The 23,887-nt window shown below is 64.8% G+C and carries 26 protein-coding genes and 1 pseudogene; 14 read left to right on the top strand and 13 right to left on the bottom strand.

The genetic code is table 11. The features are described 5' to 3' along the window. Positions 1-14: 14 nt before the first annotated feature. A complete protein-coding gene (locus tag ACIBG0_RS11205) occupies positions 15-437 on the top strand; it encodes an inorganic diphosphatase (protein WP_397031986.1) in 423 nt (140 codons plus the stop codon). A gap of 125 nt (positions 438-562) precedes the next feature. On the opposite strand, the gene ACIBG0_RS11200 is transcribed toward ACIBG0_RS11205, so the two are convergent. After that, positions 563-1,537 (bottom strand): GlxA family transcriptional regulator, encoded by a 975-nt coding sequence (locus tag ACIBG0_RS11200; RefSeq protein ID WP_397031512.1) that lies wholly within the window; start codon positions 1,535-1,537, stop codon positions 563-565. A 100-nt stretch (positions 1,538-1,637) separates the two neighbouring features. Here ACIBG0_RS11200 and ACIBG0_RS11195 point away from each other — a divergent pair, with 100 nt between their 5' ends. Together ACIBG0_RS11195 and ACIBG0_RS11190 are read left to right on the top strand one after the other, a co-directional pair. Continuing rightward, positions 1,638-2,069 carry a VOC family protein gene (locus tag ACIBG0_RS11195; protein ID WP_397031510.1) on the top strand — a complete coding sequence of 144 codons (432 nt, stop codon included), beginning with the start codon at positions 1,638-1,640 and terminating at the stop codon, positions 2,067-2,069. Then, on the top strand, positions 2,066-2,560 hold the full coding sequence (locus tag ACIBG0_RS11190; protein ID WP_397031508.1) for a hypothetical protein: 495 nt from the start codon (positions 2,066-2,068) through the stop codon (positions 2,558-2,560). The genes ACIBG0_RS11195 and ACIBG0_RS11190 overlap by 4 nt, the downstream gene beginning before the upstream one ends. Positions 2,561-2,694: 134 nt before the next feature. Here ACIBG0_RS11190 and ACIBG0_RS11185 read toward each other — a convergent pair whose 3' ends face one another. Continuing rightward, positions 2,695-3,156, bottom strand: a complete 462-nt coding sequence (locus ACIBG0_RS11185) for a DUF4254 domain-containing protein (RefSeq protein ID WP_397031507.1) — start codon at positions 3,154-3,156, stop codon at positions 2,695-2,697. A 212-nt stretch (positions 3,157-3,368) separates the two neighbouring features. On the opposite strand from ACIBG0_RS11185, the gene ACIBG0_RS11180 reads away from it, so the two are divergent. Continuing rightward, complete coding sequence (locus tag ACIBG0_RS11180) at positions 3,369-4,178, top strand: GntR family transcriptional regulator (protein WP_397031505.1); 810 nt, start codon at positions 3,369-3,371, stop codon at positions 4,176-4,178. 30 nt (positions 4,179-4,208) lie between these two features. Beyond that, entirely contained in the window at positions 4,209-4,802 is a 594-nt protein-coding gene (locus tag ACIBG0_RS11175) for a GNAT family N-acetyltransferase (protein ID WP_397031504.1), read from the top strand. Between the two features lie 518 nt (positions 4,803-5,320). Here the strand turns inward: ACIBG0_RS11175 and ACIBG0_RS11170 are convergent. Continuing rightward, entirely contained in the window at positions 5,321-6,628 is a 1,308-nt protein-coding gene (locus ACIBG0_RS11170; RefSeq protein ID WP_397031502.1) for a hypothetical protein, read from the bottom strand. Positions 6,629-6,822: 194 nt separating this feature from the next. On the opposite strand from ACIBG0_RS11170, the pseudogene ACIBG0_RS11165 reads away from it, so the two are divergent. Both ACIBG0_RS11165 and ACIBG0_RS11160 read left to right on the top strand, forming a co-directional pair. Continuing rightward, positions 6,823-7,106, top strand: a pseudogene (locus ACIBG0_RS11165) (alpha-ketoglutarate transporter); the annotation flags it as partial. A 195-nt stretch (positions 7,107-7,301) separates the two neighbouring features. Then, complete coding sequence (locus tag ACIBG0_RS11160; protein ID WP_397031501.1) at positions 7,302-7,967, top strand: response regulator transcription factor; 666 nt, start codon at positions 7,302-7,304, stop codon at positions 7,965-7,967. Here ACIBG0_RS11160 and ACIBG0_RS11155 read toward each other — a convergent pair. Further along, positions 7,964-8,248, bottom strand: a complete 285-nt coding sequence (locus ACIBG0_RS11155; RefSeq protein ID WP_397031500.1) for a hypothetical protein — start codon at positions 8,246-8,248, stop codon at positions 7,964-7,966. The two genes, ACIBG0_RS11160 and ACIBG0_RS11155, sit on opposite strands and share 4 nt — an antisense overlap. Before the next feature lie 95 nt (positions 8,249-8,343). Between ACIBG0_RS11155 and ACIBG0_RS11150 the strand changes: the two genes are divergently transcribed. Further along, on the top strand, positions 8,344-9,240 hold the full coding sequence (locus ACIBG0_RS11150; RefSeq protein ID WP_397031498.1) for an SAM-dependent methyltransferase: 897 nt from the start codon (positions 8,344-8,346) through the stop codon (positions 9,238-9,240). Between the two features lie 21 nt (positions 9,241-9,261). On the opposite strand, the gene ACIBG0_RS11145 is transcribed toward ACIBG0_RS11150, so the two are convergent. Both ACIBG0_RS11145 and ACIBG0_RS11140 read right to left on the bottom strand, forming a co-directional pair. Beyond that, complete coding sequence (locus ACIBG0_RS11145; RefSeq protein WP_397031496.1) at positions 9,262-9,915, bottom strand: hypothetical protein; 654 nt, start codon at positions 9,913-9,915, stop codon at positions 9,262-9,264. A 579-nt stretch (positions 9,916-10,494) separates the two neighbouring features. After that, complete coding sequence (locus tag ACIBG0_RS11140; RefSeq protein ID WP_397031495.1) at positions 10,495-11,406, bottom strand: cupin-like domain-containing protein; 912 nt, start codon at positions 11,404-11,406, stop codon at positions 10,495-10,497. A 239-nt stretch (positions 11,407-11,645) separates the two neighbouring features. Between ACIBG0_RS11140 and ACIBG0_RS11135 the strand changes: the two genes are divergently transcribed. The 3 genes from ACIBG0_RS11135 (at position 11,646) to ACIBG0_RS11125 (ending at position 15,528) form a co-directional block, all read left to right on the top strand. Continuing rightward, positions 11,646-13,400, top strand: a complete 1,755-nt coding sequence (locus ACIBG0_RS11135) for a hypothetical protein (RefSeq protein ID WP_397031493.1) — start codon at positions 11,646-11,648, stop codon at positions 13,398-13,400. A gap of 42 nt (positions 13,401-13,442) precedes the next feature. Then, entirely contained in the window at positions 13,443-13,874 is a 432-nt protein-coding gene (gene dtd / locus ACIBG0_RS11130) for a D-aminoacyl-tRNA deacylase (RefSeq protein WP_397031491.1), read from the top strand. A 151-nt stretch (positions 13,875-14,025) separates the two neighbouring features. Further along, complete coding sequence (locus ACIBG0_RS11125; protein WP_397031489.1) at positions 14,026-15,528, top strand: hypothetical protein; 1,503 nt, start codon at positions 14,026-14,028, stop codon at positions 15,526-15,528. Between the two features lie 63 nt (positions 15,529-15,591). Here the strand turns inward: ACIBG0_RS11125 and ACIBG0_RS11120 are convergent, their stop codons facing one another. The 3 genes from ACIBG0_RS11120 to ACIBG0_RS11110 are packed head-to-tail and all read right to left on the bottom strand — an operon-like array spanning position 15,592 to position 19,063. Further along, the gene (locus ACIBG0_RS11120) at positions 15,592-16,875 is read right to left on the bottom strand and encodes a glycoside hydrolase family 130 protein (RefSeq protein WP_397031487.1); all 1,284 of its coding nucleotides are present in this window, start codon (positions 16,873-16,875) and stop codon (positions 15,592-15,594) included. Then, positions 16,875-17,885 (bottom strand): glycosyltransferase, encoded by a 1,011-nt coding sequence (locus ACIBG0_RS11115; RefSeq protein ID WP_397031486.1) that lies wholly within the window; start codon positions 17,883-17,885, stop codon positions 16,875-16,877. Before ACIBG0_RS11115 ends, ACIBG0_RS11120 begins: the two co-directional genes overlap by 1 nt. Continuing rightward, positions 17,882-19,063 carry a glycosyltransferase gene (locus tag ACIBG0_RS11110; protein ID WP_397031485.1) on the bottom strand — a complete coding sequence of 394 codons (1,182 nt, stop codon included), beginning with the start codon at positions 19,061-19,063 and terminating at the stop codon, positions 17,882-17,884. The genes ACIBG0_RS11115 and ACIBG0_RS11110 overlap by 4 nt, the downstream gene beginning before the upstream one ends. A 246-nt stretch (positions 19,064-19,309) precedes the next feature. On the opposite strand from ACIBG0_RS11110, the gene ACIBG0_RS11105 reads away from it, so the two are divergent. Further along, complete coding sequence (locus tag ACIBG0_RS11105; RefSeq protein ID WP_397031483.1) at positions 19,310-20,401, top strand: glycosyltransferase family 4 protein; 1,092 nt, start codon at positions 19,310-19,312, stop codon at positions 20,399-20,401. A 17-nt stretch (positions 20,402-20,418) separates the two neighbouring features. On the opposite strand, the gene ACIBG0_RS11100 is transcribed toward ACIBG0_RS11105, so the two are convergent. Beyond that, positions 20,419-20,913 carry a DUF5994 family protein gene (locus ACIBG0_RS11100; protein ID WP_397031482.1) on the bottom strand — a complete coding sequence of 165 codons (495 nt, stop codon included), beginning with the start codon at positions 20,911-20,913 and terminating at the stop codon, positions 20,419-20,421. Continuing rightward, positions 20,910-21,293, bottom strand: coding sequence for a DUF5994 family protein (locus ACIBG0_RS11095; RefSeq protein WP_397031481.1), 384 nt, complete (start codon positions 21,291-21,293; stop codon positions 20,910-20,912). The genes ACIBG0_RS11100 and ACIBG0_RS11095 overlap by 4 nt, the downstream gene beginning before the upstream one ends. Before the next feature lie 335 nt (positions 21,294-21,628). On the opposite strand from ACIBG0_RS11095, the gene ACIBG0_RS11090 reads away from it, so the two are divergent. Further along, the gene (locus tag ACIBG0_RS11090; protein WP_397031479.1) at positions 21,629-22,357 is read left to right on the top strand and encodes a TetR/AcrR family transcriptional regulator C-terminal domain-containing protein; all 729 of its coding nucleotides are present in this window, start codon (positions 21,629-21,631) and stop codon (positions 22,355-22,357) included. A gap of 11 nt (positions 22,358-22,368) precedes the next feature. On the opposite strand, the gene ACIBG0_RS11085 is transcribed toward ACIBG0_RS11090, so the two are convergent. Next, positions 22,369-22,647, bottom strand: a complete 279-nt coding sequence (locus ACIBG0_RS11085) for a DUF5994 family protein (protein WP_397031477.1) — start codon at positions 22,645-22,647, stop codon at positions 22,369-22,371. A 131-nt stretch (positions 22,648-22,778) separates the two neighbouring features. Next, positions 22,779-23,435 carry a TetR/AcrR family transcriptional regulator C-terminal domain-containing protein gene (locus ACIBG0_RS11080; protein WP_397031984.1) on the bottom strand — a complete coding sequence of 219 codons (657 nt, stop codon included), beginning with the start codon at positions 23,433-23,435 and terminating at the stop codon, positions 22,779-22,781. Between the two features lie 270 nt (positions 23,436-23,705). Between ACIBG0_RS11080 and ACIBG0_RS11075 the strand changes: the two genes are divergently transcribed. Beyond that, complete coding sequence (locus ACIBG0_RS11075) at positions 23,706-23,879, top strand: hypothetical protein (RefSeq protein ID WP_397031476.1); 174 nt, start codon at positions 23,706-23,708, stop codon at positions 23,877-23,879. Positions 23,880-23,887 lie beyond the last annotated feature (8 nt).

The raw sequence follows: 23,887 nt of genomic DNA, 5'->3' as shown, positions 1-23,887 counted from the left end.
GCTAGCTCCCGCCGATAGCCTCGAACGATGACCGAACCGCGCCCGCTCACCGAATCCGGATCACTGTCGCTGGCACGCCAGTTCCTCGGCCGCACAGTCGAACTCACCATCGACCGGCCCTGCGGAAGCCGCCACCCAGCTGCGGATTCCGCTACATCGTCAACTATGGATTTGTTCCTGGCACACTCGCACCCGACGGCGAGGAACTCGACGCCTACTTCCTCGGCCCCACCGAGCCCATCACCGCCGCAGCAGGGGCATGCATCGCGATCATCCACCGGCTCTACGACGATGACGACAAGCTGATCGTCGTCCCACCCGAGCTTCCCACCTCGATGACGCAGCGATCGCCACCGCCGTCGAGTTCCAAGAAGAATCCGGGCACTACATCGTCGTCCGGTCATGACCAGCCCACCGAACCGACCGGAACTCCATAGCCCCGAATCACAACGCCCTTGACGAAAGCCATAAGGTCCTCGCATGCTCGTATCCGACAACTGAGCCGTTGAGACGCACGGTTCTCCAGTGAAGCGCGCGACGCGGGAGTCGTGATCATCGAGACTCACCACGACAGCCGCGACGCGCGCACCTCCGCAATGGACCGCCCGCGACGGCGACGGAACAGCCCGCGCAGTGTGCCCGCATTCAGGTAGCCGACCTTTACCGCTATCGCATCGATGGTCAGCGTCGTGGTGCGCAGCAGTTGGGTGGCCCGTTCCAGCCGCACCTCGTGCACGAAATCCCTTGGTGCCATTCCGATTTCGGCTTGGGTAGCGCGCTGTAACGTGCGTTCGGTGACGCCGAGCACATGCGCCGCGTCCGCGATGCGGAACTGCTCGGCGATATGGTCGCGTACCCAGCGCTCGAATGCGGCGACCAGGGAGTCATTGCGGGCGATCACCTCCGGTATCGCGGAGTCGATCTGCGTTCGACGATCGCCGACCACCAGATATCGGGCAGTCAATTCGGCCAGGGTCGGACTCTGTGCGGCGATCAGTGCCAGCGTGAGGTCGATATGCGATAGCGAGGCCGCGGCGGTGGTCAGCCGATCCGCCCGGCACAGGATTCGGCTCTCGTCCAGGTCGATGCGCGGATACCGGCGCCGAAAGGCCGGGCCGAGCCACCAACTCGTCGTCGCCACCACGCCGTCCAGCAGGCCCGCCTCGGCCAGGTAGAAGGTGCCAGTGCAGGCCGCGGCGAGGTGCGCGCCGGATTCATAGGCACGCGTCATCAGTCGCAGCACCGGGCGATTCGCGGGTGCGGAGACCACGCCGATCAGCCCATCCGCATCCAGGACCCGCGTTGCGGGGACGACGATCAGACCGACATCATCGGGCAGTTCTGTCATCGGTGTCGTCTGCGCGCGGAAACCGTGCGCCGTAAGCACTTCTTCGCCATCAGCCACAATGTGCACCCGCCATGGTTCGGGTGCCGTCTGCAACTCCTCGCGCAGCCCATTGGCGGTCGCGAAAGTCTCCAGTACGGCGGTCAGTCCGAGATCGGCGACGCCGTCCTGCACGAAGACCGCAACATCCATGTCGCAAACAGTACTGAATATGTCGTTTCCGACACTCGGAACTGTGGAATAAGCGGCTTAGGGTTCGTACTACTTGCCCAGCCTGCCCTGCGGAGTTCACATGACGATCGTCGAAACCAGCGGTATCCACCACATCCGACTGACCGTGACCGATATCGACCGCTCCAAGGCGTTCTACCGCGACGTCCTCGGTTTCGAGATCGCGGTGGAATCGCCGGGTCGGCCCGAGGATCCGCAGGTGCGCACCGATCCGGCCCAGTTCTACGGCGGCGTCGTATTCCAAACGAACGGAATGCTGTTCGGACTACGCCCGGTGGCCGATCCGACCGACAAATTCGATTCCGAACGCGTCGGTCTGGACCATCTCAGCTTCACGGTATCCTCGGTCGACGATCTGACCCGCACCGCCGCCCGGTTGGCCGAGGCCGGAATCGAACACGGCGAGGTCACCTCGCTGGACGGACTCGGCATCGCGATCCTGTCCTTCAGCGATCCCGACGGTATCCATCTCGAGCTCACCGCACCGCTGTGAACGCGCCGGCGCACTGTAGTAACCCGACGTTCCGTCGGCCTCCGACGCTGGCGGGCACGAATGTCGGCTCGGCACTGCCGAGCACCAGCGAACTACTGTGCGCGCTGAGCGGAAAACAGGTCCGCGGCCATGTCTGCCGATGGTCGCGCGATCTGGTCCGGTTGCACCGCATACGACGCGAGCATCCACAGCGTGCGGCCGTAATCGACTGCCTCCGAGTGGAATTGGTCGCCAATATCAACACCTGGGCCACCGAGCACCTGACGCTGCGCCCCAACAACCATCGCGACGTCGCACTCGGCGACATCATCGATCGCATCGCGGCCAGCGCCGACCACGCCTTCCACCTACTGATGACCGGCGATCTCACCGGCGAACACATGCACGTGGCATGGACCCGACTGGCCGAACTATCCAATGCCTACGGTGATCTAGTCCGCGAAGCCGAGCACGGCCGCTGGTGCCTGTCCCCCAACACCAGACGCAGATAACCTGATCCGCTCGCCGACGGTAGTCCAATGGCGGCCCGCTCGGCCGCCGTCATTGGACTACGCTCGGCTCGCGAAACAGCGAGGGGCCGTGGCCAGCCGGTAGGGAAGCCACGGCCCCTTGTCAACCCGGGTCGTCACCACTCCGGGAGTCGCCGCCGTCCCGCGAGTACATCGCGCACCAAATCGTCGTAGGCATCGGCCAATTCGGCCAGGTGATGCCACGCGCCGTGTAGCTGGTCGTCGTGGGCGTCCAGGGTCATCAACGCATGGTGCGCGCGGACCGAGGACTCCGCGATCCGGTCGATGACCGAGCCGACGGTTTCGGTGTGTAGTGTCGCGCCGAGCCGATGCTGCGGCACACTGCGCGCCACCCAATCGTCGATCGCCATGACCAATTCGATTCTGCGACGCTCGATTTCGAGGATCGTCGCCGGATCGGTCGATACCGATCCGCCACGACCAACGAGCCGTCTCTCATGCAGAATCGCCAGGTCACGGGCGAACCAGAGCAGCGGACCACCGACAACCCGGTGACCGCGACACGCCCGAACAAGTAGATCCGACGTGGGAAGTAGCCCGGCAGTCAGGGACTGCACCGTCGAATCGGCACACCTCGGTGTGCCGGGAAGAGCCATCACAACCGTTGATGAATCCGAACCTGCCACGTTGCCTCGCCGTCATCGCCGCACAACACCTGGATCAGGACTTCATTACAATAAACCTCTGCAGGCACCTGTCAAGCGTTACCGGGCCGTAGGGAGTCACGAAGAGTAGACTTCGTTACCTGCACGACTGACCGAGGAGCAAGATGGCCGACGGTCCGATATATCTCCGGATCGCAGACCTCCTCCGGGAGGAGATCCGCGCAGGCAAGTGGAATCCGGGCGATCGGTTGCCCAGCCATACCGAGTTGGCCGATCAAATGCAGGTTTCGATCACTACCGCGCGCAACGCCATTCAGGTGCTTGTCGCCGAAAATCTGGTCTACACTGCTACTTCCCGTGGCACCATCGTACGAAACCAAGAAGTTCTGGAATCGGTTGTCACCGACCATATTCGTCCGAATCGTCCGCAATCCGCTCACGATATTTTCGAGGAAATCGCGCGCGCCGCACATCGCGAGCCCACCAAGGAATTCAGCGCGAAGATGGAACCCGCGAATCCGGAGGTGGCCCATTGGCTGGGCCTGCCGGAGGATTCCTGGGTGCTGGCCAGGACGGTCGTCCAGTTCCTGGACCACGAGCCGTGGTCGTGGGAGGTCAGTTTCTATCCGCGGGATTTGGCGGAGGCGACCGGCATCGACTCGCCGCACGATATTCCCGAGGGCACGACACGCCGACTGGCCGACCGCGGCCACGCCGAGACCGCGCACCGCGACACGCTCGTCGCCCGCCCGGCCAGTACCGAGGAGGCCATTGTGCTCGGTGTCGCGACCGGCACCATACTGCTGGACCATCTACGCATCGGCGCCAACCACGAGCGCATCACCAGGGCCACCCGGCATCGGTCGATCGCCACCCGCAACCGGCTGGCCTATGAACTCGGCGACGATGTGGGCAGCAACGTCATCCGACACGCGCTCGGCATCTCCTACGGGCAGGGTATCTCGCTGCCGTGAAAAATGTTCCGCCATGAATACGGTGCAGTCATGATAACGATCCGCCGGGGGGCTCTGAGTGATCTCGGCACTATCTGTCGACTCCGAATCCAGCGCACCGCGTGGCTCACCGCACGCGGCTCCGATCAGTGGACCGTCGCAAGCCGCGGCCTACCCATCGAGATCTTCGCGCGGGCGGTCGGCAAAGCGCTGGACGCGGGCGAAACCTGGATTGCCGAGGTGACAGGGGAACCGGCCGGAACGATCACCGTCAATGACCGCTCGGACCCGGGACTGTGGTCACCATGGGAACTGGCCGATGCGGTGATCGTGCATTACATGATCGTCGACGTCAGCTTCGCCGGTCAGCGCATCGGGCACCGGCTGCTGGCCCACGCCGCATCGCTTGCGCGCCACCGACAACGCCATTGGGTCCGGCTCGATGCCTGGACCACCAATAACGATCTGCACGACTACTACCGCAGGGAAGGCTTCCACCTGGCCAGGATCGCCGGCCCGGCAGCATCGGGACCTTCCCGCGCGCTGTTCCAACGCCGCTGCGACAGCTGGACATTCGAGCCGATGACGCCGGTGCCGACTCCGGTGCCGCAGGCTGCGCCGGAGGCTCACAGCGGCGGCAGATAGGCAATCCGCACCATCTATCCGGGACTTCGATCTGCCCAAGATCACGGTGCGGACCTCGACGGCAAGCGCGACGGTCAACTTGGTCACCACGCCAGCACGAGATGCGGTACATCGACGAATCGTTCTCCGCGGCAAGGTAATCGAACGAACACGGCCGATCCGGTAGCATGCAGCTCCGCGGGCGGGTGCTACCGCTGAGCATGCTGTTCGCCTCGACGCCCTCGGCCGCGATATCGCGGCTGTGCGCGCAGTTTCGGGCCGGGCTCGAGGCTCTCGATTTCGTTCTGCTACAGCGTGTCTCGCCAGCGATCGGTCATGGTGTCGAATGCCTCGGCCGCCATTGCCGCTTCGAGCCACGTAACCGGAGTGTCGACAAAGCGCACACCCGGGTCGGTTCTCGTCATCTCTGGTGACCGCCAAACGGTTGTTGGTGGATGAGCCGCGGTAGAGCGTATCGGGGAGGGCCGGCAGCTATGCGCGCAACGATGTGTCCAGGTCCGCGGATCCTTGACCCCGGGCTATAGCGCAACTCGATCATCGCATGGACGTCTGTCGTCCAAAAGGTGAAATTCCGGCATGGTCGCGGTAACCGGCTCGGGCCGCCGATTCCCGGAATGGACTCGATTCGGTTGCGGCGCAAACAATCCGGCTGCGGAGAGCTGACGCATCGCGGCTTCGAGATCGGCATCGCGACCGAAGGCGTCGACCAACAGCTCTCGCGTGACCGCACCGCGCTCCGCGCCAGTCAGCAAATGCGCCACCGCGGTTCGTGTTCGGGTGCCCGGATCCCCCGACAGTAACCGGGCCACCGTCTCGACCACGGTGTGCGACTCCCAGATTTTCGGCATTGCCACACCACACTGCTGCACCGAGGGCGACTCCCCGCAGTACCACCGTTGCCCGTCCCACCAAAAGCAGAACGAGAGCAAGCCGACGGCCGCGCGCGGACTCAGCACCGCGTTGGTCACCCAATCCGGTGCCCCCGCATAGAGATTCGGCAGGCCTACGCCGCCGTTGTAGGCCGCATTCAATGCCGGTGCGTCCCACACTCCGCCCGAAAGCACGGCTCGACCGCCCGGCACGGTGTACAGCGTGGAGCCGCTACTGCCATTGCCGCCGCTCTCGAACCAGCCGTTCGATGGCACCACGCGCGGGCCGCGGTCGGAAGATACGGCAACGTGCGCCGCCGAAATCACCGCCCAGCGGGCCCATAACTGCGGGAAGGACGGCAGTTCCGGATCCACCGGCCGCGCGGCCACCCCGTGCGCCCGGTCGACGAGGGCGGCGGCCACGGCGCGGCGCGGGCGGCGACACTGTCGGTCGCGGTGACCCATATAGGCCGCCAACCACACCGGCAGTCGCGGCCGTGGATACGTCGCCACATCGGCGCGATACGCCTCCGGGCGGAAGAGTTGGTCGGCCGGGAACGGGTCGTCACCGTAGTCGTAGTCGACCTCTACGTCACCATATGCGTTGGCCCGCAGCAACAGTCGCCACCAGGGCTCGGTGCCGGACGCGGCGATCTCGCCACGATACTGCCGCACCGATGCGAGGACCGACTCCGGGACCTCCAGACGTACCGGCCGGTGCTCGCCGGTGAACTCGACGCGCGCAGACTCGACGGCCACGGTCAATGCGAATACCGCGTTCAGACGCTGCCAACCGCGTGGTGCGAGTTCGGCCAACTCACTCGCGATGCGCGAAACCAACGTATCGGCGTACCGGCCGTGGTCGGCGACGGCATCCGCGCCGCCGATCTGTCCGTCGCGCCCGCCCGTAGCTCGACCGCCACCCCGCACGGAATCGCTACGCGATGCTCGAGTCATTGCTCTCGTTCCCTGTTCCAATACAATCGATGCGCCGATTACGCGCTGTTGTTCGGCGCGCTCGCCATCGGTGTCATTTCCGATAGTGGCATGCGGGTCGGCCCCCGTATCCCGGTACCGATGGTGACTAGCTAAAGGGATTGTTAAGAATTCAAACCGCCTCCGACCAGGGCATCTTTGACCCCGACCGGCGAATTGACGAGCGCAGAATTCATCTCGGACTTTTCGCCCACGTGCTGCGCGGCTCGCTCGGCAATCTCGCCGAGTGGTACGACTGGTATGTCCAGGCGGCGTTCAGCGTGCACTTCGCGCACAGCTTCATCCCGAAGAGCGATTCCACCGCACAGCTACTCAATTCGGCCGCGGTCTTCGCGGGGGCTACCTGGTGCGCCCGATCGGCGGCTGGATGCTCGGCCGCTACAGTCGCCGCGCCGCGCTGACTCGCTCGGTGACCCTGCTGGCCGTGGGTTCACTGTTACGTCGCGATCTGTATCGCGATCTCGTTGACGATCTACTACTTCGTGCGTGAGACCTCGAAGAACTCCGCGTCGAACGCAGGACACGGCCGAGGACGTGGTGTCGACTGCTTGCAGGGTCGCGCGAAAGGACCAGGTGAGTACGGCTATCCGCAAAACGCCTGCGCGTCGAAGCTTCGCTTTGCAAGGATCGGCGCGTGCGGCTTGTGCTGGTGGAAGACGATGACGGAGTCGGTGACGCGCTGCAGGCCGCGCTCACAGCTCGGGGCTACCTCGTCGACCGCAAGCGGCGCGGTGCCGACCTACTCCGCACGCACCGCGACTACGACGCGGTGATCCTCGATCTCGGACTTCCGGATATGGACGGGCTGGAAGTATTGCGGCGGCTGCGTGCGGTCAGTGCGGTACCCGTGCTGATCCTCACCGCCCGGGCCGGTGAGCGCACCGTCGTCCTCGCGCTGCGCTCCGGCGCGGACGACTATCTGGTGAAACCGCCGCGCATCGCGGAACTGGTCGCACGGCTGGAGACGGTCACCCGTCGCGTCGTGATCCACACCTCGCCCGTGGAAGCGGTTGTGTCCCAAGATGTTCGGGTGGATCTGATGGCTCGGCGAGTCGAGGTCGCCGGAGTGCCGATCACGCTCACCCACAAGGAATTCCAGCTTGTTCGGATCCTGGCGGAGCGACCCGACACCGCCGTCAGCAGACAAGAGCTGATGGACCGCATCTGGGGCGACTCATCGGCCTCGGTATCGCGCGCGCTCGATGTGCATATGGCCGGATTGCGCGCGAAACTCGACCGGCCCGGTTTGATCGCCACCATCCGCGGTTTCGGCTATCGGTGGCGCACCGACGGATCCTAGCTCCGCGCCGAACCGTGCCGCTGCTGGAAGCGCCGGTCGAACTCCACCGCGTAGACCGACCCGCTGCGTTTCGCGCCTTCGAACCAGCCGAGTGCGGGCAAAACCCTTGGCCCCCATCGTGATCCGGCGGCCACGAAGGCAGCGGCGATAACCGCCCAGCGGGCCGACACGATAGGGAAGGCCGGAAAGTCCCGCTCGGATAGCACGGGGCCCACACCGGTTTCCCGGTCCGCCCTGGCCTGCGTGGCCGCGGCGGCGGCCGGACGCGACTGCCGGGTCACCGTGGCCGATATAGGCCGCGAGCCAAACGGGTGCCAATCGCATTCAACAATCCGGTGCCGTGATTTCCCGAGGTCCGGCGAGTACGTTGGCGATCATGCGCACCGATGGAGATAGCTGGGACATCAATACCAGCGTCGGATCGACCGCGATGTTCGTTGCCGCCGCCCGGGCGCTGGCCGGTCGGCGGCCCGGTGCGCTGGCTGTCGACCCGCTCGCGGAGGTCTTCGTGCGCGCCGCTGGCGCGGAGTGGGCGGCGTTGCTGGACGGCGAGCTGCCGGACCATCCGCTGTCACAACCCGGATTCGGCCAGAGTTTCCAGCAGCATCAGCTCGCCAGGACCAAGTATTTCGACGACTATTTCCATGCCGCGACAGCCGCCGGGGTTCGACAGGTGGTGATCCTGGCCGCCGGGCTGGATGCCCGCGCCTACCGGCTGTCCTGGCCCGGGGGCACCATCCTGTTCGAACTCGACCGTCCGCAGGTACTGGAGTTCAAACGCGAAACGCTGTCGGCCCACGGCGACCAGCCACACGTCGACCGCCGCGAAGTGCCGGTTGACCTGCGCGAGAACTGGCCGGTGCCATTGCGCAAGCACGGCTTCGATCCGGCGGCGCCGACGGCCTGGCTGGCCGAGGGCCTGCTGATCTACCTGCCCGCGGACGCCCAGGATCGGCTGTTCGAGACCATCGACTCGCTCAGTGCCCGGGGCAGCTGGGTGGCCGTCGAGCAGATGGACCCGCTGCCGGTCGAGGCCGTGGCGGCGATGGCAGAGCACTCCGACGACAACGACCGCGACCGCGCCGAGTGGTTCAGCCTGATCTACAACGATCCACGCACCGACACCGCCGAGTGGTTCGCCGACCACGGCTGGACCGCCGACCGCATCGGACTGGACGACTACCTGCGTGAGCAAGGGCGGCCGGTGTCGAGTGCGGCCCCGGACGCGGGCCCGTCTGGTCTGATCAGCCTGGTCACTGCGGTTCGCCCGTAGTGGCCGTCGGCTCGCTGGCTATTACTTCCCGTCGGGATGGCCGACAGTGGACAGGGCGGTAGTCCAGTCGGCGACGATGGCGTCCTGGACGTCGGTCAGTGCCACCTTGCCCGAGCACACCAGCGAATGCAGCTGGTTCTCGACGGTGTCCTTCGGGTTGTTGGGGCCGGAACCAGCCTTGTGGTCGGGGGAAGGCGGCTCCACCCACAGGTTGCGCGGATCGTTGGGGTCACCGCCGAGTTCGAGCGAGACCAAGTGGTCGTATTCGGCTTCGTGCAACGAACCGGTGTAACCGTAGGACTTGGCGTTGGCGTCTTTCTCCCGGTTGGTGATGTTGGCGGGCGGGCGGATCGAGGAGGTGTAGCCGCTCGCACAGATGGTGCTGGCCAAAGTATCCGCAGTGACCTTGGGATTGGCCGCGCCCGGAGTACACACCGGATCGGGAAGCGGCTGCCCGCTGGCAGACTTGCCGAAATGACAGCTGCCCTCGGCCGGTTGGGGCTGCACCGTATAGGTCCCCGACGGTCCCGGACCAACCGGCACCCGCGCGGCCTCGTGCGCCGCGGGCGGATGCGGCACGACCTGGGAGATCGGTTTCGAATTCTGGTGTGAACAACCGGCTGTCAATAGCGGCACGGACATCAATGACACCAGTAGGAGCTTGCGCGTATTCATGACTTCCTTCGGCAGAACCTTCATCTGTACCCAATTGTCTGGTACTGCAGGCGATATGGCAGCGCGATATGCTATTCATTCGAATAATGCTGGTATGCAGTACATTTGACTCACATATCGGCGTCGGTGAAGCCTGCGCAGATCCCAGCGCCGGTAGTCCACCATTCGGCGATCGCGTACTTTGATGTCCAACGCTGCGTCGGCGTAGTCGGCCGCGTCTGCGTATCGGATGGACCCGTCGTTTTATCGCTAGAACCAGGGACGGCGTCACCAACATCAGGTCATCGAACCTGAACGCCGAGTTGTACAAATGCGTTGTGTGTAGCCCGATTCGGCACCCGGGAGTCTCGGCAAGGGCGCCGATCATGCTCAGCGCGTTTCGTATCCGTCCGGGCAATGTCCCTTGCATCTGCTCGAGCGCATCACGTTCGGCTACGTGTGCGGACTCCGGTCTGCGAAGGCGAGGCGGACGCTCGCGCCGCTGCGGCACTTGTCCGCGATCAGATCAGCGGCATCGGGCAACAGCTCGAGGACGAACGTGCCGCGCCAGTTACAGCGCCCACCAACCGCGGTTCGCGGTCACTTCGGCGTGCGGAACCTGCCGACGATGCTGTCGATAATGCGCAGCACACCGCGCACCGCCATCGGGAAGAAGGCCGCCTTCATGAATTCGAAATAGCTCGGGTTGTAGCGGGCGACATAGGAGATCGCCGGATCCACGGATTCGACCTGGTGCCACCAGAACATCGGGATGTAGAGGATGTCACCGGTCTCGAGGACCACGTCGTAGTAGGACGCCTCGCCCAGCTTCTCGAAGCTGCTCACGTCCGGGTCGAATTCGTCGGGAAGCCCGGTGTAGGGGTCCGAAACTTTCATCGGTATCCGGCCGTACACATTGCGGTACTCATTCGGCGGGAACAACCGGACCCGCTTGCGTCCGTGCAGCTGGATCAGCAGGCCGTGCCACGGGTCATTGTGCAGCGGTGTGAGGTTGCCCTGCTGGCCGATCCACACGCTGCTCGCCGCCGAACTCTGCTGCCGGGTGCCGACCCGCGCGGGCAGCTGATCGGCGAGTGGCTGCGGGTCCGCGGCAGCACGTGAGTAGTAGTTCTTGCCCGGCTTCGGCTCGTCGAAGACGGCCGCCATGACGTCGCGGTATTCGAGTACCTCTACCGGCGATGTTTCCTGCGTGAACACATTGGTCGTACTGGTCAGTGCCGCGACCTTCTGGTCGCCGTACTTCTCGCGCAGCGCCGCGGGCTGAAAATCCTCGAAGACGGGCCAAGTCGTTGCGACTCCGCGGAATACGACCGGAGTCTGCTCATCGAAGACAGTCTCGAGTTGGAAATCCCGATCGGGTACGACCAACCTTTGCCGCCCGCCTTTCGACGGATTCACCACATCCCGAACGCTGCGACCGACCCATAGTGCGAAACTGGCCAGGAAAATAGGAGCCAGCGTGACCGGCCTCTCATCGTAACCCTTAGTCATATCCCCATGTCTTCTAAGAGAATTGGTGTAGCGGCTTGACTTCGGTTGCCTTTACGCAACCATCACCCCGTCATGAGCCGACCCTATCGACGGCCTCGAGTCTACCGCTCGGACCGTACCCACACCTGGGAAGACCGTAACGCAGGTCATGGCCGAGCGAGCGGACCTCCCACAGACGGCAACAACGGGTGCGTGTCGGGGCGCCTAGGGTCGAGGGGACGCCGATTTCAGGAGATATCGTGGCCGACTTGCCTTCGGACCCGTTGATTTCGCTGGTGACCGTGGCGGCTGAGCATATGGGGTATTCGTGCCTGGCAACTGAACCCGACGAGGTGCGATTGGTGGGGCCGCGCGGGGATGGGCCGCATTCCCTGTGGTTGCACAACCTGCGACGCAGGCTGAACGAGCAGCCGTTGGAGCAGTGGCCCGCGCTCATCGCAGATCATGTCGAGACATTCCTCGCGCGAGTGGATCTGGATTGCACCGATCCACTCACTACCGACGAATTCGGTGTGGTGCGTGCACTTCTCAGAACACGGTTCGCGTCATCGGACACCATTGCGGGTATCGACATCGTCGGCCGCTACGTCGCGCCGGGCATCATCGCGGTGGTGGTGATCGAGCAACTTCTCACCGCCGAGGCCGTCACCACCGATCAGCTCGACCAGTGGCAGATCGACAGTACCGAGCTCTTCGAGCTGGCCGAGGCGAACACCCGCGCCGCCGGGCGCCTCGAGATCGAATGGCGCAACTACAACGATGCGCATTTCGCCATTCTGAGTGGCTCCGACTGCGCGAGTGCCCACGCGAACTGGCTCGGCGACTATCCGGTAATCGGAACCTACGGTGCGCTTTTCGTCGTCTCACACGAGGGCAATGTCTACGCACATCCAATTGTCGGACCGAATGCGCTGACGGCGATGATCCTGCTCGGCAAGGTAGCCGCCAATACCTACCGCAGCGAGCCGCGGCCCATCAGTCCGGCGGTCTACTGGTGGGGTGACGGGAAGATCAGCGTGGCCGCCGTCACCGAGGTCGATCCCGATCACAATGTCGAGGTGCGCCCGACCCCTGAATTCGAGGCGTTGCTGACCAGCCTGGCGGTGACCTGTGAGTTCGCGGTGGTACCCGCCAACGCCGTCGATACCGCGCTCGACGTGCTCGAGCAGTACCAGCAGATGTGCACGGCACCGGACAACAGCGCGACCCCACCCGCCGTCGACGACCTCATCGCCGAAATCAACCGCAACGGAGGCGCGGTCGGATTCATTGCGGCAGTGGCGGATTCACGTGGCGCCGTACTGCGCACCTGGGGGCCGAACCGAGGCCAGCACCTGTTCGCCGTGCTGAAACTCACCAAAGACCGTGATCTCGCCGTGCTCGACGTCGAGACGGGGCACCTCTACGACCCCCGTGGACACCTCGACGTCCACGTGACCGTCGGCGACGGCCGGTCACTGCCCTACCTCACCCGCGAACTGCTCGACGACTTCGTGGTCGCCGCCGCCGACCCGGATGACCCGTTCCTGGTCGTCGCACGTGCGGAGGAGACCTATATCCGAACGCGCCGCCACGAGTGGGTCTACGAAATCGAGCACCGGGCCGGATCCACGTCGGAACATTTTCGCGTATACACCTTGCGGCACAAGGTTGTTCGCGAGGTCATCTGGGCGTGGGCCGGTGGCGACCCGTCGTGGACGGCCGCAGTGCGATGGCGGCGGGTCGATCCCACATCACCCGGTATCGAGGCGGCATCCGGGCTGGAGATCCTGCAGGACGAACTGGCGTCTGCCGGTTCCGATCTCTGCCCCGACGCCCTTGCGCTCCTCGATACCTTTCTGACAGTCCGTGATACGCCGATCCCGTCGACGGATCCCGCTCCGATGCAGGACCTCGCGATCGATCCGGCGATCTTGCGCGATCTGGCGTCGTCACACACCGAAGAGGCACGGCCCACCGAAACAGCGAAACCCGACGACCCGGACGAGACCTGACAGAAGTCCGGCGCACCCACCTCCGGGTGCGAGGATCGATGCATGCGAGTACTGGTGCAGCGCGTATCCGCCGCGCAAGTGACCGTCGACGGACAGACCGTGGGCCGGATCGATCCCAATCCGCAGGGCCTGGTCGCCCTGGTCGGTGTGACGCATGACGACACCGAGGCCACCGCGAAGGCATTGGCGGACAAGTTGTGGCGGCTGCGCATCCTGGCGGGGGAACGCGCCGCCGCGGATCTGAATGCGCCGATTCTCGTGGTCAGCCAGTTCACCCTGTACGCCGATACCGCCAAGGGACGGCGGCCGTCCTGGTCCGCGGCCGCTACCGGCGCTGTCGCCGAACCGCTGGTCGAGACCTTCGCCCAGGCGCTGCGCGAGCTCGGCGCAACCGTCGCCACCGGGAAGTTCGGTGCGCACATGGATGTCGAACTCGTCAATGACGGGCCCGTGACACTGCTGCTCGAGGGCTGAACACAACCACTGTCGACAGGGCGATCTCGGCGGCAGCGGTCACCGGTGGATTGCCTGCTCATTCCGGCCATTTCTATGGCAAACTCGGTCGAGCAGAATGCGGCCGCTCGACGACCGTGGCGCGGAAGGGTAAGCGGGAGTTGAGGTCGCGATGGATCTGAGTGCACTCGAGCGTCGGGTAGCCGAGGATCGCCGGGCAGCGATCGACCGGACGATCGAGAACGAATTGCGTTTGGCCACCTCGCTGTGCGACCTCGCAAAGGGCCTGGTAGCAACCAAAAACGGCCCCGGCAGGGACCGGACGGCCGAGGCACTCGCGCCATCGCAGGAATCCGTCGGTATCCGGCTGCACTGGCTCGCCGCCGGTCGCGTGACCGCCGAGTTCGCGGGCGAAGTCCAGGACGCGCTGCGCGTCTTCGAGCAGGCGACCCGACATATCGGTCACCGGGAACTCGCGGCGAGCACCATCCGCAATGCCTGCCATACCTACCGCCAAGTGTCGCGGACGCATCCACAGGTGGCCGCGGTCTGCGCGGACGGGCTGTCGAAATGCGGCGTCTGGTTGTGTCGCCTCGACCCGAAGGCCGCCGTCGCCGCCAGCGAGGATGCCGTGCGCATCCGCAGCGCACTGTTCGCGGCGAATCCGGAGCAGTCCGGAAAGTATCTCGCCAGCCTGAATATGCTGCTGCGTACGCTGATGGTCGGCCGCCAGCGCAAACAGGCCGTCGCGATGTACCGCGAGCGGTACGCCGCACTGACCTCACCGGAGATGACCGCGCGGCTGCGCGAAACCCGGATCGAGGATATCGATCTCACGAACAAGACCTTCACCGCGCTCACCAAACTCGAGGCCCGGACCTTGCAGCGCGCGGGACATCTCACGCAGCAGCAGATTCTGTACCAAACCTCCGGTGATCTCGCCACGATCGAGGAGATCAACTGGAAGCTCGCGCTGGTCGGCTTGAAGCCGCTGGCTGCGGGCGCCCTACCCGATCCCCCTTCCCGGCCGGTGGAAATCGGTGCGACGTTCGGCGCATTGAGTGTCCGCTGCAGCGCTCGCGACGCCCTCACCCAGGTCCGCGCCGCGATAATCGCCGCCTACGCCACCGACAACGCGCGCCAGGTGGACCGCTCCGCCGTGCGCGGCGCACACGAAACCCACTGGCACACCTTCGACCCCGAACTGAATACGGCCGAAACCCTCGGCGATGATGTGGTGTTGATCGAACAGCCATACGGCGGTTCGGTTGTCGTCATGAGCTTGAACTGGGAGATGTCGCCGGTCGGCAAACACCCACTGGCACAGCACCTTTCCGCGCGCTGGCCAGTGATCAGCGTTACCGCCAACGAAAAAATGTCCTACGAGCTGTGCCGATACGAAGACGGTGTGGCCACCCAATACGCCGCGCTCGGCCGGCCGAGCGGACAAGCCCCGCTCGATACACCATTGGCGCCCCTGGATTTCGCGGCCCTGGCCGACTATGGCGCGGACTACGCGTCCGAAACCCAAGTGCGTGCCGCTTTCGGCAATACCGATATGTTCGCGAAACTCACCCACCTGCCCGCCAGCGGCATCCGGCAAGCGGCACTGGCCATTCCGCTCGCCGACTATGGCGACAACGTCCTGTTCTTCCGCAAGTCGAGCGCGGGCTGAGAACCACCTCGACGCCCGGTGCACGTCGAGAACGGCAACTCCCGGATCCCGGTGCCGCCAGGTCTAAGCGATGAGCTGTCGGCGCAGAGCGGACAAGTCGACGAATGCGAACCTGATCGCGGAGTCGCCGCAGCCGTAGGGCAGCACCAGGGTGTTCCGGTGGACGAGCGCGCCGCACGAGTACACCACATTCGGCACGTAGCCGTCGCGTTCGTCTTCGTTCGGGACCAGCAGCGGCTCGCGGAGTGCACCGATGAGTCGAGTCGGGTCGTCGAGATCGAGCAGGATCGCGCCGATGCCGTACGTGCGCATCGGACCGACGCCGTGGGTCAACACCAGCCAGCCGTCGGGGGTCTCGATCGGTGGACCGCAGTTGCCGAGTTGGATCAGCTCCCAGGAGTTGGTCGGTCGATAGACGGTGACCGGCGCACGCCACACACGGGTATCGGAAGAGCTGACCACACTGATGTTTTCCCGGTCCCACCGCGAGAGCATCAGGTACCGGTTGCCGACCCGCCGCGGAAACAGTGCCATCCCTTTGTCTTCGGCCCCGGACCCGGCCAGCCGAGTGCTGACGAAGGTACCGAAATCGTTGGTGCGCAACAGCCGCGGCGCGATGTGCGCGCCGTCGAAAGCGGTGTAGGTGCCGTAGTAGGTAATCGTCCCATCCGGCTCGGTGAACCGGGTCAGCCTCGTGTCCTCGATGCCGCGGCTCTCGTCGGGACTCTCGGGAAACAGCACCCGCTCCGAGAGCGGGCGATCGGCGGGGAAGTTCACGGTGTAGTTGCCTGCCGCCGAGGCGGCGACCCGGCCGGTGTCCAGAAAGGGCGAAGGCTTGTCGAGGCGAACCGAATCATGGTGTGCGACTGTGCCGGAACGGAACTCGACGCTCGAAAGGTGCCCCTCGCCCAGTGCGCGCACGCTCATGACGAACCGCAGCTCGCCCGCCGCCAGGCCGGATTGGTCCGGGTGCGCGACCATCGACGGATTGAACAGCGCCGCGGCTTCGACCGCGTACTCCTGGGTGAAGTACGCGCCGATGAGCTGTCTGCGCGCGGGCGTCAGTGTCCCCCGCCGTGGCAGCAGATGTTCGACCAGCGCCGCATGCGTGGCGAATGTCGCGTCGATATCGCGGTGGCGATCGCCGAACCGGCGACGCACGGAGGCCAGGCTGGCCAGCAGATCCGCTTCGGTGAGTGCGAGCACCCGGTCGATGATGGCCTCGGCACGTGAAATCCCCTGTCCGAGAATCTCTTGGCCGGGCAGAAATAGCCTGGCCGAGACTCTGCTGGCATCCGGCACCAGCACCACGGCACTGCGCCGGACGAGATCGGTGGGGTTGGCCACTACCCGGCCAGCGTGAGTCGGCGTGCCTGTTGCTGCGTGGAGATCAGCGCTAGCGTCGACTCGGCGCCCTGGTTCTCGTTTCGGCCGGTGTGCTCGAGTCCGTCGCAGCAGCCGCCGCTGACCGGGTCGATCAGGGGAGTGTCGACGTCGTTCGTGCCACGGAACCACGCCTCACACAGCAGTACCGCATCCTTCCACCGCTGGTCGCCGGTGTCGTCGTAGGCGCGGGCGCAGGCGTCCGCCAAGGTCGCGACCTCGATGGGTTGCTGGTCGAAGCCGGGCCGAGTTTCGCCGGTCACCCAGCCGTCGACGGGGGTGACCGATAAATGATCACCCGAGGTTTCGATCTCGAGTAACCAGCGCAGCATCGCGAGCCCATCGGCATAGACGCGGCCCTGTCCGGGTAGCAGTGCGCCGACCGCGAGCAGCGCTTCGGCAAGCACCGCGTTGGCATAGTGCAATCGCGGCTCTGGCCAGCGCCAGTCGAGACGGCGCGTCGGCGGACCGATCCGAGCGGAGGCCGCGGCCAATAGCTCACGCGCTTGTGTGTTTCCCGGCTGGACACCCAGCACCTCGGCGGCGCCGAGTGCGGCGAAGGCCATTGCCCGGGGATACGGGGATCGCCCTTGTGCCCCGATGGTGAAGTGCGCCAACGCGGTCTGCGCCAGATCGGGTTGGCGGGCGACGACGGAGCCGAGAGCCCACAGGGCGCGGCCCCAGTGATCTTCGAGGCTCGGTTCGTCCTGCCAACTCCGGTCCGTGCCCCGACGATTGTGGCAGGTTCCGTCCTCGTTCAGTGCCGCGACGATGAAGTCCAGATATACGGCGGTGTTGTCGAGGAGTTGTGCGGTCGGCTCGGGCTCGCGAACGGCCACCACTAGTGCGCGCGCGACATCGTCGACACAGTAACCGTTTTCGATGCGGGGCGTGGTGAACCTCGAGTGTTCGAAGATGCCGCACTCGTCGCTGAGTCGGTAGAGGTGCGCGTAGGAGATGCTGATGGTATTCATGCCGTGGCCAGTTCCGTATCGGCGCGCAGCGTTTCCGCGGCAAGATCACGGTACTTCCGCCCTACCGAAGTCCAAAGTAGCTCGGGAGCAATACGGTTCGCTTCGGCACCCATTCTCGCCGCGAGGCCCGGTTCGGTGATCACGCGGCGCAGCGCCGCGGCGATATCGGTCGGTGATTCTCGATCGACCAGCAGGCCCGCACCGCTCGAGAGCAGTTCTTCGGCATGCGGGAAGGGGGTAGATATCACCGGTTTGCCCGCCGCGACCGCCTCGATGAGCACGCCGGATGTCACCTGTTCACGCGAATCATAGGGCAGCAGAACGACATCGGCCTGCCTGATGAGCCGGTACAGCTCGATGTTGGACAGGTAGCGGGCGTCGAAGTGCACGGTGTTGGCCACGCCGCGGCGCCGGGCGCGCTCGACGAGTTCGCTGCGATAGGACTCGCCGTGGCGCGCAAGCACTCTCGGATGCGTCTGTCCCACCACGCGGTACTGCGCGGCCGGGCGCAGGTCGGCGATGTGGGCCATCGCGTCGATGCCCCATTCGATGCCTTTACCCGCACCGAGCAATCCCCAGGTCAGGATTACCGGCGTGCGGGAGATCGGCTGGTGTTGATCGCCCGGCTGTCCGGAGCGATTGTCGGTGGCGCCGTGTGGAATTACCCGGACCTTGGCCGGCTCGACCGCGTAGTGGTCGATGAGTCGTCGACGGGCAGTATTCGTCATGGTGACGATGGCCGCGCAGTTGCGGGCGAGCTGCTCGAGGATCATCCGCTGCTGCGGCGTCGGAGTCACCAGCACTGTATGCAGCACGACAATGGCCGGAACACGAAGGGCACGAACGATTTCGAGGACATCGACGCCGTCTCGCCCACTATAGATGCCATATTCGTGCTGGATGACCGCGATATCGAAACGGTTGAGCGCGATGGCCGCGGCGGCGGCACCGCGATGGTCGCTGCGCTCCCACTGATGTGCCACCTCGGGGGCCGGTGTCGGATCCGGACTGTCGACCACCGCGACGACGCCGACGGTAGGGCGGCGCCCGAAATCGACCGGCCCGAAACCGATTTCGCCGGGTGCGGACAATGCATCGACGAGTGCGGCGGTGAAGGTGGCCAGTCCGCACTGGGTCGGTGCGTAGGTACTCAGAACGCCATAGGACCGAACCGACACTACGCCAGCCTTTCTGATTCGAGGCAGCGCCGACGGTGCCGCTGTCTGCAGCCACTCAACTGGCTGATCGTGTTGCGCTGAAGCGCTTGAGAATCCGCTCCGGAAAAAAGACACGAAGGGATCGGCAACCAGGTCTCGATCATAACACTCGGGTCGGCGAAAATTAGTGTGATATGATCGCCGCATCCTGTTCGCCCACATCTGGGGCGGCTCTCGGCGGTCTTGCCGCCAGTAATCGAGGAATATATGAGAATCGGCGTTATCGCGTCGGTCGCACACCGTACACCTCCGAAAAATTACGGCCCCTGGGAGCAAATCGCTTCGACGCTGGCCGAGGGGTTTGTCGCGCGTGGGCACGATGTCACACTGTTCGCAACGGCGGACTCCGCGACCTCGGCACGGCTGGTCTCCGCCGTACCGTCGGGATACGAGGAGACGGCCGGTGCGGATGCGAAAGTCTTCGAAGCGCTGCATAATTCGACGGCATTCGCGCGGGCCGGGGAATTCGACATACTCGCCAACCATTTCGACTTCATGCCGCTGACTTACAGCAGGCTGGTATCTACACCGATGGTGACGACGATTCACGGCTTCTCCTCGCCGAATATTGTCCCGGTTTATCGAGAATTCGGTGACATCGCCCACTATGTGGCGATCACCGACGCCGATCGCGACCCGGGTCTGCGCTATGCGGCGACGATTCATCACGGTATCGATCTCGCTCAGTTCACATTTCGGCCGGAGCACGGCGAATATCTACTGTTTCTGGGCAGAATTCATCCGGATAAAGGAACGCACCTGGCGATCGAGGTGGCGCGGCAGGCCGGACTGCCATTGATCATCGCGGGCGTGATCCAAGACGAGAAATACTTCCGCACGGCGGTCGAACCGCACCTCAGCGGCACCGATGTGACCTACCGCGGTCCGGTCGGCCCGGCAGAGCGGGACGCGCTACTCGGGGGCGCCCGCGCGCTACTGCATTTGATCGGTTTCGCCGAGCCGTTCGGTTTGTCGGTCGTCGAAGCCATGGCCGCCGGGACACCGGTCATCGCGACACCATTGGGTTCGATGCCGGAGATCGTCCGCCACGGTCGCACCGGATTCCTCGTCTCCGATGTCGCGGGTGCGGTCGCGGCGGTATCGGATATCGGACGACTCGACCGTTCCGCCTGCCGGGACGACGTCTTCGAACGGTTCACCGCTGATCGCATGATCGATGCCTACCTAGCTCTATTCGAGCGGGTCGTTCGAGACTGCGGACATCGCAAGGTATCGGCCGAGCCGGTAGCACAACAGGCCATCGGCTCCCCCGGACTGTTCTCGCACGCCGGACTGTAATCGACAGCGCCCCAGCGTTATTGGGTTCCAGCTCGGGTGCCGAGTTGGTGCGGTGTTTCGGTTCGTGACGACGACCGCATCAGACTGTTCGCTTGATCGGGCGGGGTGTCGGCGGGGATGACCAGCAGAGCCAGATGAGTTCCGCCGGCGCCTACCAGATGCATGACATCGTTTGGTTGAGCAGCGCCTGGCCCGTGCAGTCGGATGCCGTCGTCGTGGTCGATGCGGCGTTGGGCGAGACTGACCGCGTTCCAACCGAAGCCGATTCGCACGGTCGAGCCGAGGCGTGGGGTGAGCACGCTGATCAGATCGTGCAGTTCGGCGGTGAGGTTGGCCGTCCACGGCCACCATGCGCCGTCGACATGTCCGGCACTGGAGCCGGCTCCGCGCAGCAGCAGACGTGGTGTCCGGGTAGGTTTCCGGAACGGTTGCCGATCGAGCACGGGCGGGCCGGTGTTACCGGTCATGTCGCGGTGATTGGTGATCGGGCGGTGTGCCTTGATGTGACTCATGATCTGGACTCGATTCCACTGGCGGCCATGGTCGCCGGTTCGGGCTTGACGGTCGCCATGAGGGCAGCATGTGCGATGTCCTCGGCGGTCGCCGATGGGATGACGCGGAGCACGATCAAGCCGCTGTCCCGGCCGAAGACGAACATCGTGTTCCACCGCTCGAAACGATATGGATCGAGCCGGACCGTTCGGTTGTCGACGGTTATTTGCTGGGGTGCGCCCGACCAGCACGCGGGGTCATAGACGACGCGCCAGACCGGGCCGAGCCGCACTGATAGGACCGCCAGCAGATCTGGGAGTTCGGCGGCGAGTACGCCGGATCGGGGCCACCAGGCGCCATCGATATATCCGTCGCGTGCGGCCTTCGGCTTCAGTCTCAATCGAGGTGTGTATTCCGGCGGGACACGATGTCGAGCCGACGATGAGCGGATCTTTTTCGGTGACATGACGGTGCTCCTGTTTCGGCTGTGGCGCCCACCGATCGACGGGCGTCGCGGAAGTGCGCGACGGTGCCCGCGTGCCGTCTGGACGAACAGTAGAAGCCGCGGGTGGCCGCTGGCGCCCGCGTGCATGAGCACCGATCAGATGACGACGACGCAGATCCTCAGATCTGTTGGTTCTTCCAGTAGACGCCCATTATGACGTAATGTCAACACTGTAGGTCTACGATCATGACCTACAGCGCAGACGCTGAGAAACTGGAGAATTCTTCGAGATGACCGAACCACCGACCGATCGCATGAACTCCCGATCCGGGCGGCCCGCCCCGGCCACCGCAGGCCGAGGCGGCGGTCCGGTGACCAGGGCGACGGTGCTGCACGCGGCGCTCGAGATCGTCGATCGGGACGGGATCGACGGACTCTCGATGCGGCGGCTGGCCGACGCGGTGGGGCGGGATCCGATGGTGGTCTACCGGCATGTGGCGAATAAGGCGGCGGTGCTCGACGGTGTCGCCGAGGTCGTCTTCGCGCAATTGTCGATCGATGCCTCCGACGCGGACTGGGCCGCTCAGTTGCGGATGGTCGCACGCGATTTCCGGCGCTTGGCACTGGCCCATCCGAAGGCGGTACCGCTGCTGGTGACCCGGCCGTTGGCTACTCCGTTGGGGCTGCGTCCCCAAGCCGTGGTCCGTCCGCTCGAGAACATCCTCGCGCTGCTCACCCGCGCCGGGTTTTCCGGTGCGGATGCCCTGCACATTTACCGTGCACTGTTCGGCTTTCTCTACGGTCACGTGCTCAACGAGCTGCAGGAGATCGTGGAGAGCCCCGAGGAAACCGACGAGGTGCTGCGCCTCGGGTTGCATCGGTTGCCCATCGCGGAGTTCCCGTTGCTGCGCGAACTCGCTCCGGCGCTGGCGGCCTATGACGGCGCCACCGAACTCGAACGAGGTCTCGATATTCTGCTCACCGGACTCGCGGCGACGCTGCCCAGCCAAGAGCGATGATCGTGTGCTGGTCAGGCGACCGACCCACCTTCGGAGTCCCAACGCTGCTGCGCCGCAATCGTTTCGATGTCAGCCGGGGTAACCACCACTAGCGTGAGCTGAACACCACTCACCCCGAGAACACCGAGCGTATGCCGGGCCTTGTGCCGGTAACCGTCGAGCCGCACCAGTCGCCCACCACTGCCGAGTTTCCTTGGTGCTGCGGCCCATTCGTCGAGGTGATAGATCACTCGATGGATCGGGCCGAGTCGGGTCGCGACCGCCGTGAGCAGATCGGGTAGTTCGGCCACAAGGTCATTGCTACGCGGACGCCATACTCCGTCGACCGAACAGCTCGAGTCCATTGTGAATTCGAGTTCCTGTCGCAGCCGACGAGGATTGGGTGGGGGTCTACCCGAGTCGGTTCGGGTCAGTTGGTGCGTCATTGGTCGACGCTCCCCTCTCGGTCGCGTGGCGGGCGGATCATAGTGGCGGTAAGGCCGGTGAGCAGAATGTCCAGGCCTCGTTCGAGTTCGACGACGCCGTCGTAGGCAGCCAGGTCGGTGGCGAGACCGCGTAGCAGCGGGAAGTCGCCGATCGGCAGGCGGTGCAAGCCCAGGCGCAGCAGATCGGTTGCTTCTTCAGGGCGTTCGACGAGTTCCTGTCGTTCATTGAGGATGTGGCCGTAGAGAAAGCCGAACAGCGCGCGGTAGATGTGCAGCGCGTCGGTGCCGCTGAATTCGGCACGGGTGAGCAGCGCGAGGATGTCCTCCAGCGGACGCAGCGTGCCTACCGGTCGGAGCCCGAGTGGGGTGGCCAGCGGGTGGGTGACCAGCAGCGGAACCACATTCGGATGGTCTACCGCGAGACGGCGGAAGTCACGCGCGATGCTGCGCAGCTGGTGGCGCCAATCGTGATCGGCAGTGTCGACGGTCAACTGCTCGAGCACGATCTCGGCGACCCCGTCGAGCAGCGCCGCCTTATTCGCGGCATGCCGGTAGAGCACCATGGGGTCCCGGCCGAGGGCCGCGCCGAGGCGTCGCATCGAAAGCTGCTCGACGCTGTCGCGGTCGATGATCTCGAGCGCGGCCGCCAGCATCGCAGCCCTGGTCAGTGGAGCATTCCTGGCGTTGGCGCGGTGCGCGCTGACTGGATTCTTGGGGTAACCGACGGGTCCTTCCCTGATTCCATTCATCTGATTCAGCGCCTCTCGATGAAGCCAGCACAACTGTTAACGATGTAAGCCTACGCCGTAGACAGGCGGCGTAGATAGGGCTTAAGCTGTGGATATACCGGATCGCGCAGCGGCCGGTCGGGCGGTTTCGGCTGTCACCATCGGCGCCGCGCATCCCGAGACAGGAATATTCCGATGACGATCGAAGACAGGGTCGCCCAGCAGATTCGGGCACTCCGCACAAGGTTGCGGAAGCTGCTCGCCAAACCGGACGATGACAGTCGGCGTCGGACCGACATCGGCGGCAAGCGCCCCAACGACATAGTCGAACGCCTCTCGAGATCGCTGCGGGACGCATTCAAACGCTGACCCGATCG

It is taken from the genome of Nocardia sp. NPDC050630 (genome assembly GCF_044457245.1).
In the GTDB taxonomy this organism is placed as follows: domain Bacteria; phylum Actinomycetota; class Actinomycetes; order Mycobacteriales; family Mycobacteriaceae; genus Nocardia.
Note: the sequence above shows the minus strand (reverse complement) of the source record. Positions and strands in the feature narration are given on the sequence as shown.

What these genes read in the sequence shown, in the direction of transcription:
- ACIBG0_RS11150 (WP_397031498.1), top strand. Translation starts at nt 8,344, where the DNA reads ATGCGCACCGATGGAGATAGCTGGGACATCAATACCAGCGTCGGATCG.
- ACIBG0_RS11195 (WP_397031510.1), top strand. Translation starts at nt 1,638, where the DNA reads ATGACGATCGTCGAAACCAGCGGTATCCACCACATCCGACTGACCGTG.
- ACIBG0_RS11115 (WP_397031486.1), bottom strand. Translation starts at nt 17,885, where the DNA reads ATGAATACCATCAGCATCTCCTACGCGCACCTCTACCGACTCAGCGAC.
- ACIBG0_RS11125 (WP_397031489.1), top strand. Translation starts at nt 14,026, where the DNA reads ATGGATCTGAGTGCACTCGAGCGTCGGGTAGCCGAGGATCGCCGGGCA.
- ACIBG0_RS11200 (WP_397031512.1), bottom strand. Translation starts at nt 1,537, where the DNA reads ATGGATGTTGCGGTCTTCGTGCAGGACGGCGTCGCCGATCTCGGACTG.
- ACIBG0_RS11145 (WP_397031496.1), bottom strand. Translation starts at nt 9,915, where the DNA reads ATGAATACGCGCAAGCTCCTACTGGTGTCATTGATGTCCGTGCCGCTA.
- ACIBG0_RS11100 (WP_397031482.1), bottom strand. Translation starts at nt 20,913, where the DNA reads ATGAGTCACATCAAGGCACACCGCCCGATCACCAATCACCGCGACATG.
- dtd (WP_397031491.1), top strand. Translation starts at nt 13,443, where the DNA reads ATGCGAGTACTGGTGCAGCGCGTATCCGCCGCGCAAGTGACCGTCGAC.
- ACIBG0_RS11170 (WP_397031502.1), bottom strand. Translation starts at nt 6,628, where the DNA reads ATGACTCGAGCATCGCGTAGCGATTCCGTGCGGGGTGGCGGTCGAGCT.
- ACIBG0_RS11090 (WP_397031479.1), top strand. Translation starts at nt 21,629, where the DNA reads ATGACCGAACCACCGACCGATCGCATGAACTCCCGATCCGGGCGGCCC.
- ACIBG0_RS11075 (WP_397031476.1), top strand. Translation starts at nt 23,706, where the DNA reads ATGACGATCGAAGACAGGGTCGCCCAGCAGATTCGGGCACTCCGCACA.
- ACIBG0_RS11105 (WP_397031483.1), top strand. Translation starts at nt 19,310, where the DNA reads ATGAGAATCGGCGTTATCGCGTCGGTCGCACACCGTACACCTCCGAAA.
- ACIBG0_RS11080 (WP_397031984.1), bottom strand. Translation starts at nt 23,435, where the DNA reads ATGCTGGCGGCCGCGCTCGAGATCATCGACCGCGACAGCGTCGAGCAG.
- ACIBG0_RS11175 (WP_397031504.1), top strand. Translation starts at nt 4,209, where the DNA reads ATGATAACGATCCGCCGGGGGGCTCTGAGTGATCTCGGCACTATCTGT.
- ACIBG0_RS11180 (WP_397031505.1), top strand. Translation starts at nt 3,369, where the DNA reads ATGGCCGACGGTCCGATATATCTCCGGATCGCAGACCTCCTCCGGGAG.
- ACIBG0_RS11140 (WP_397031495.1), bottom strand. Translation starts at nt 11,406, where the DNA reads ATGACTAAGGGTTACGATGAGAGGCCGGTCACGCTGGCTCCTATTTTC.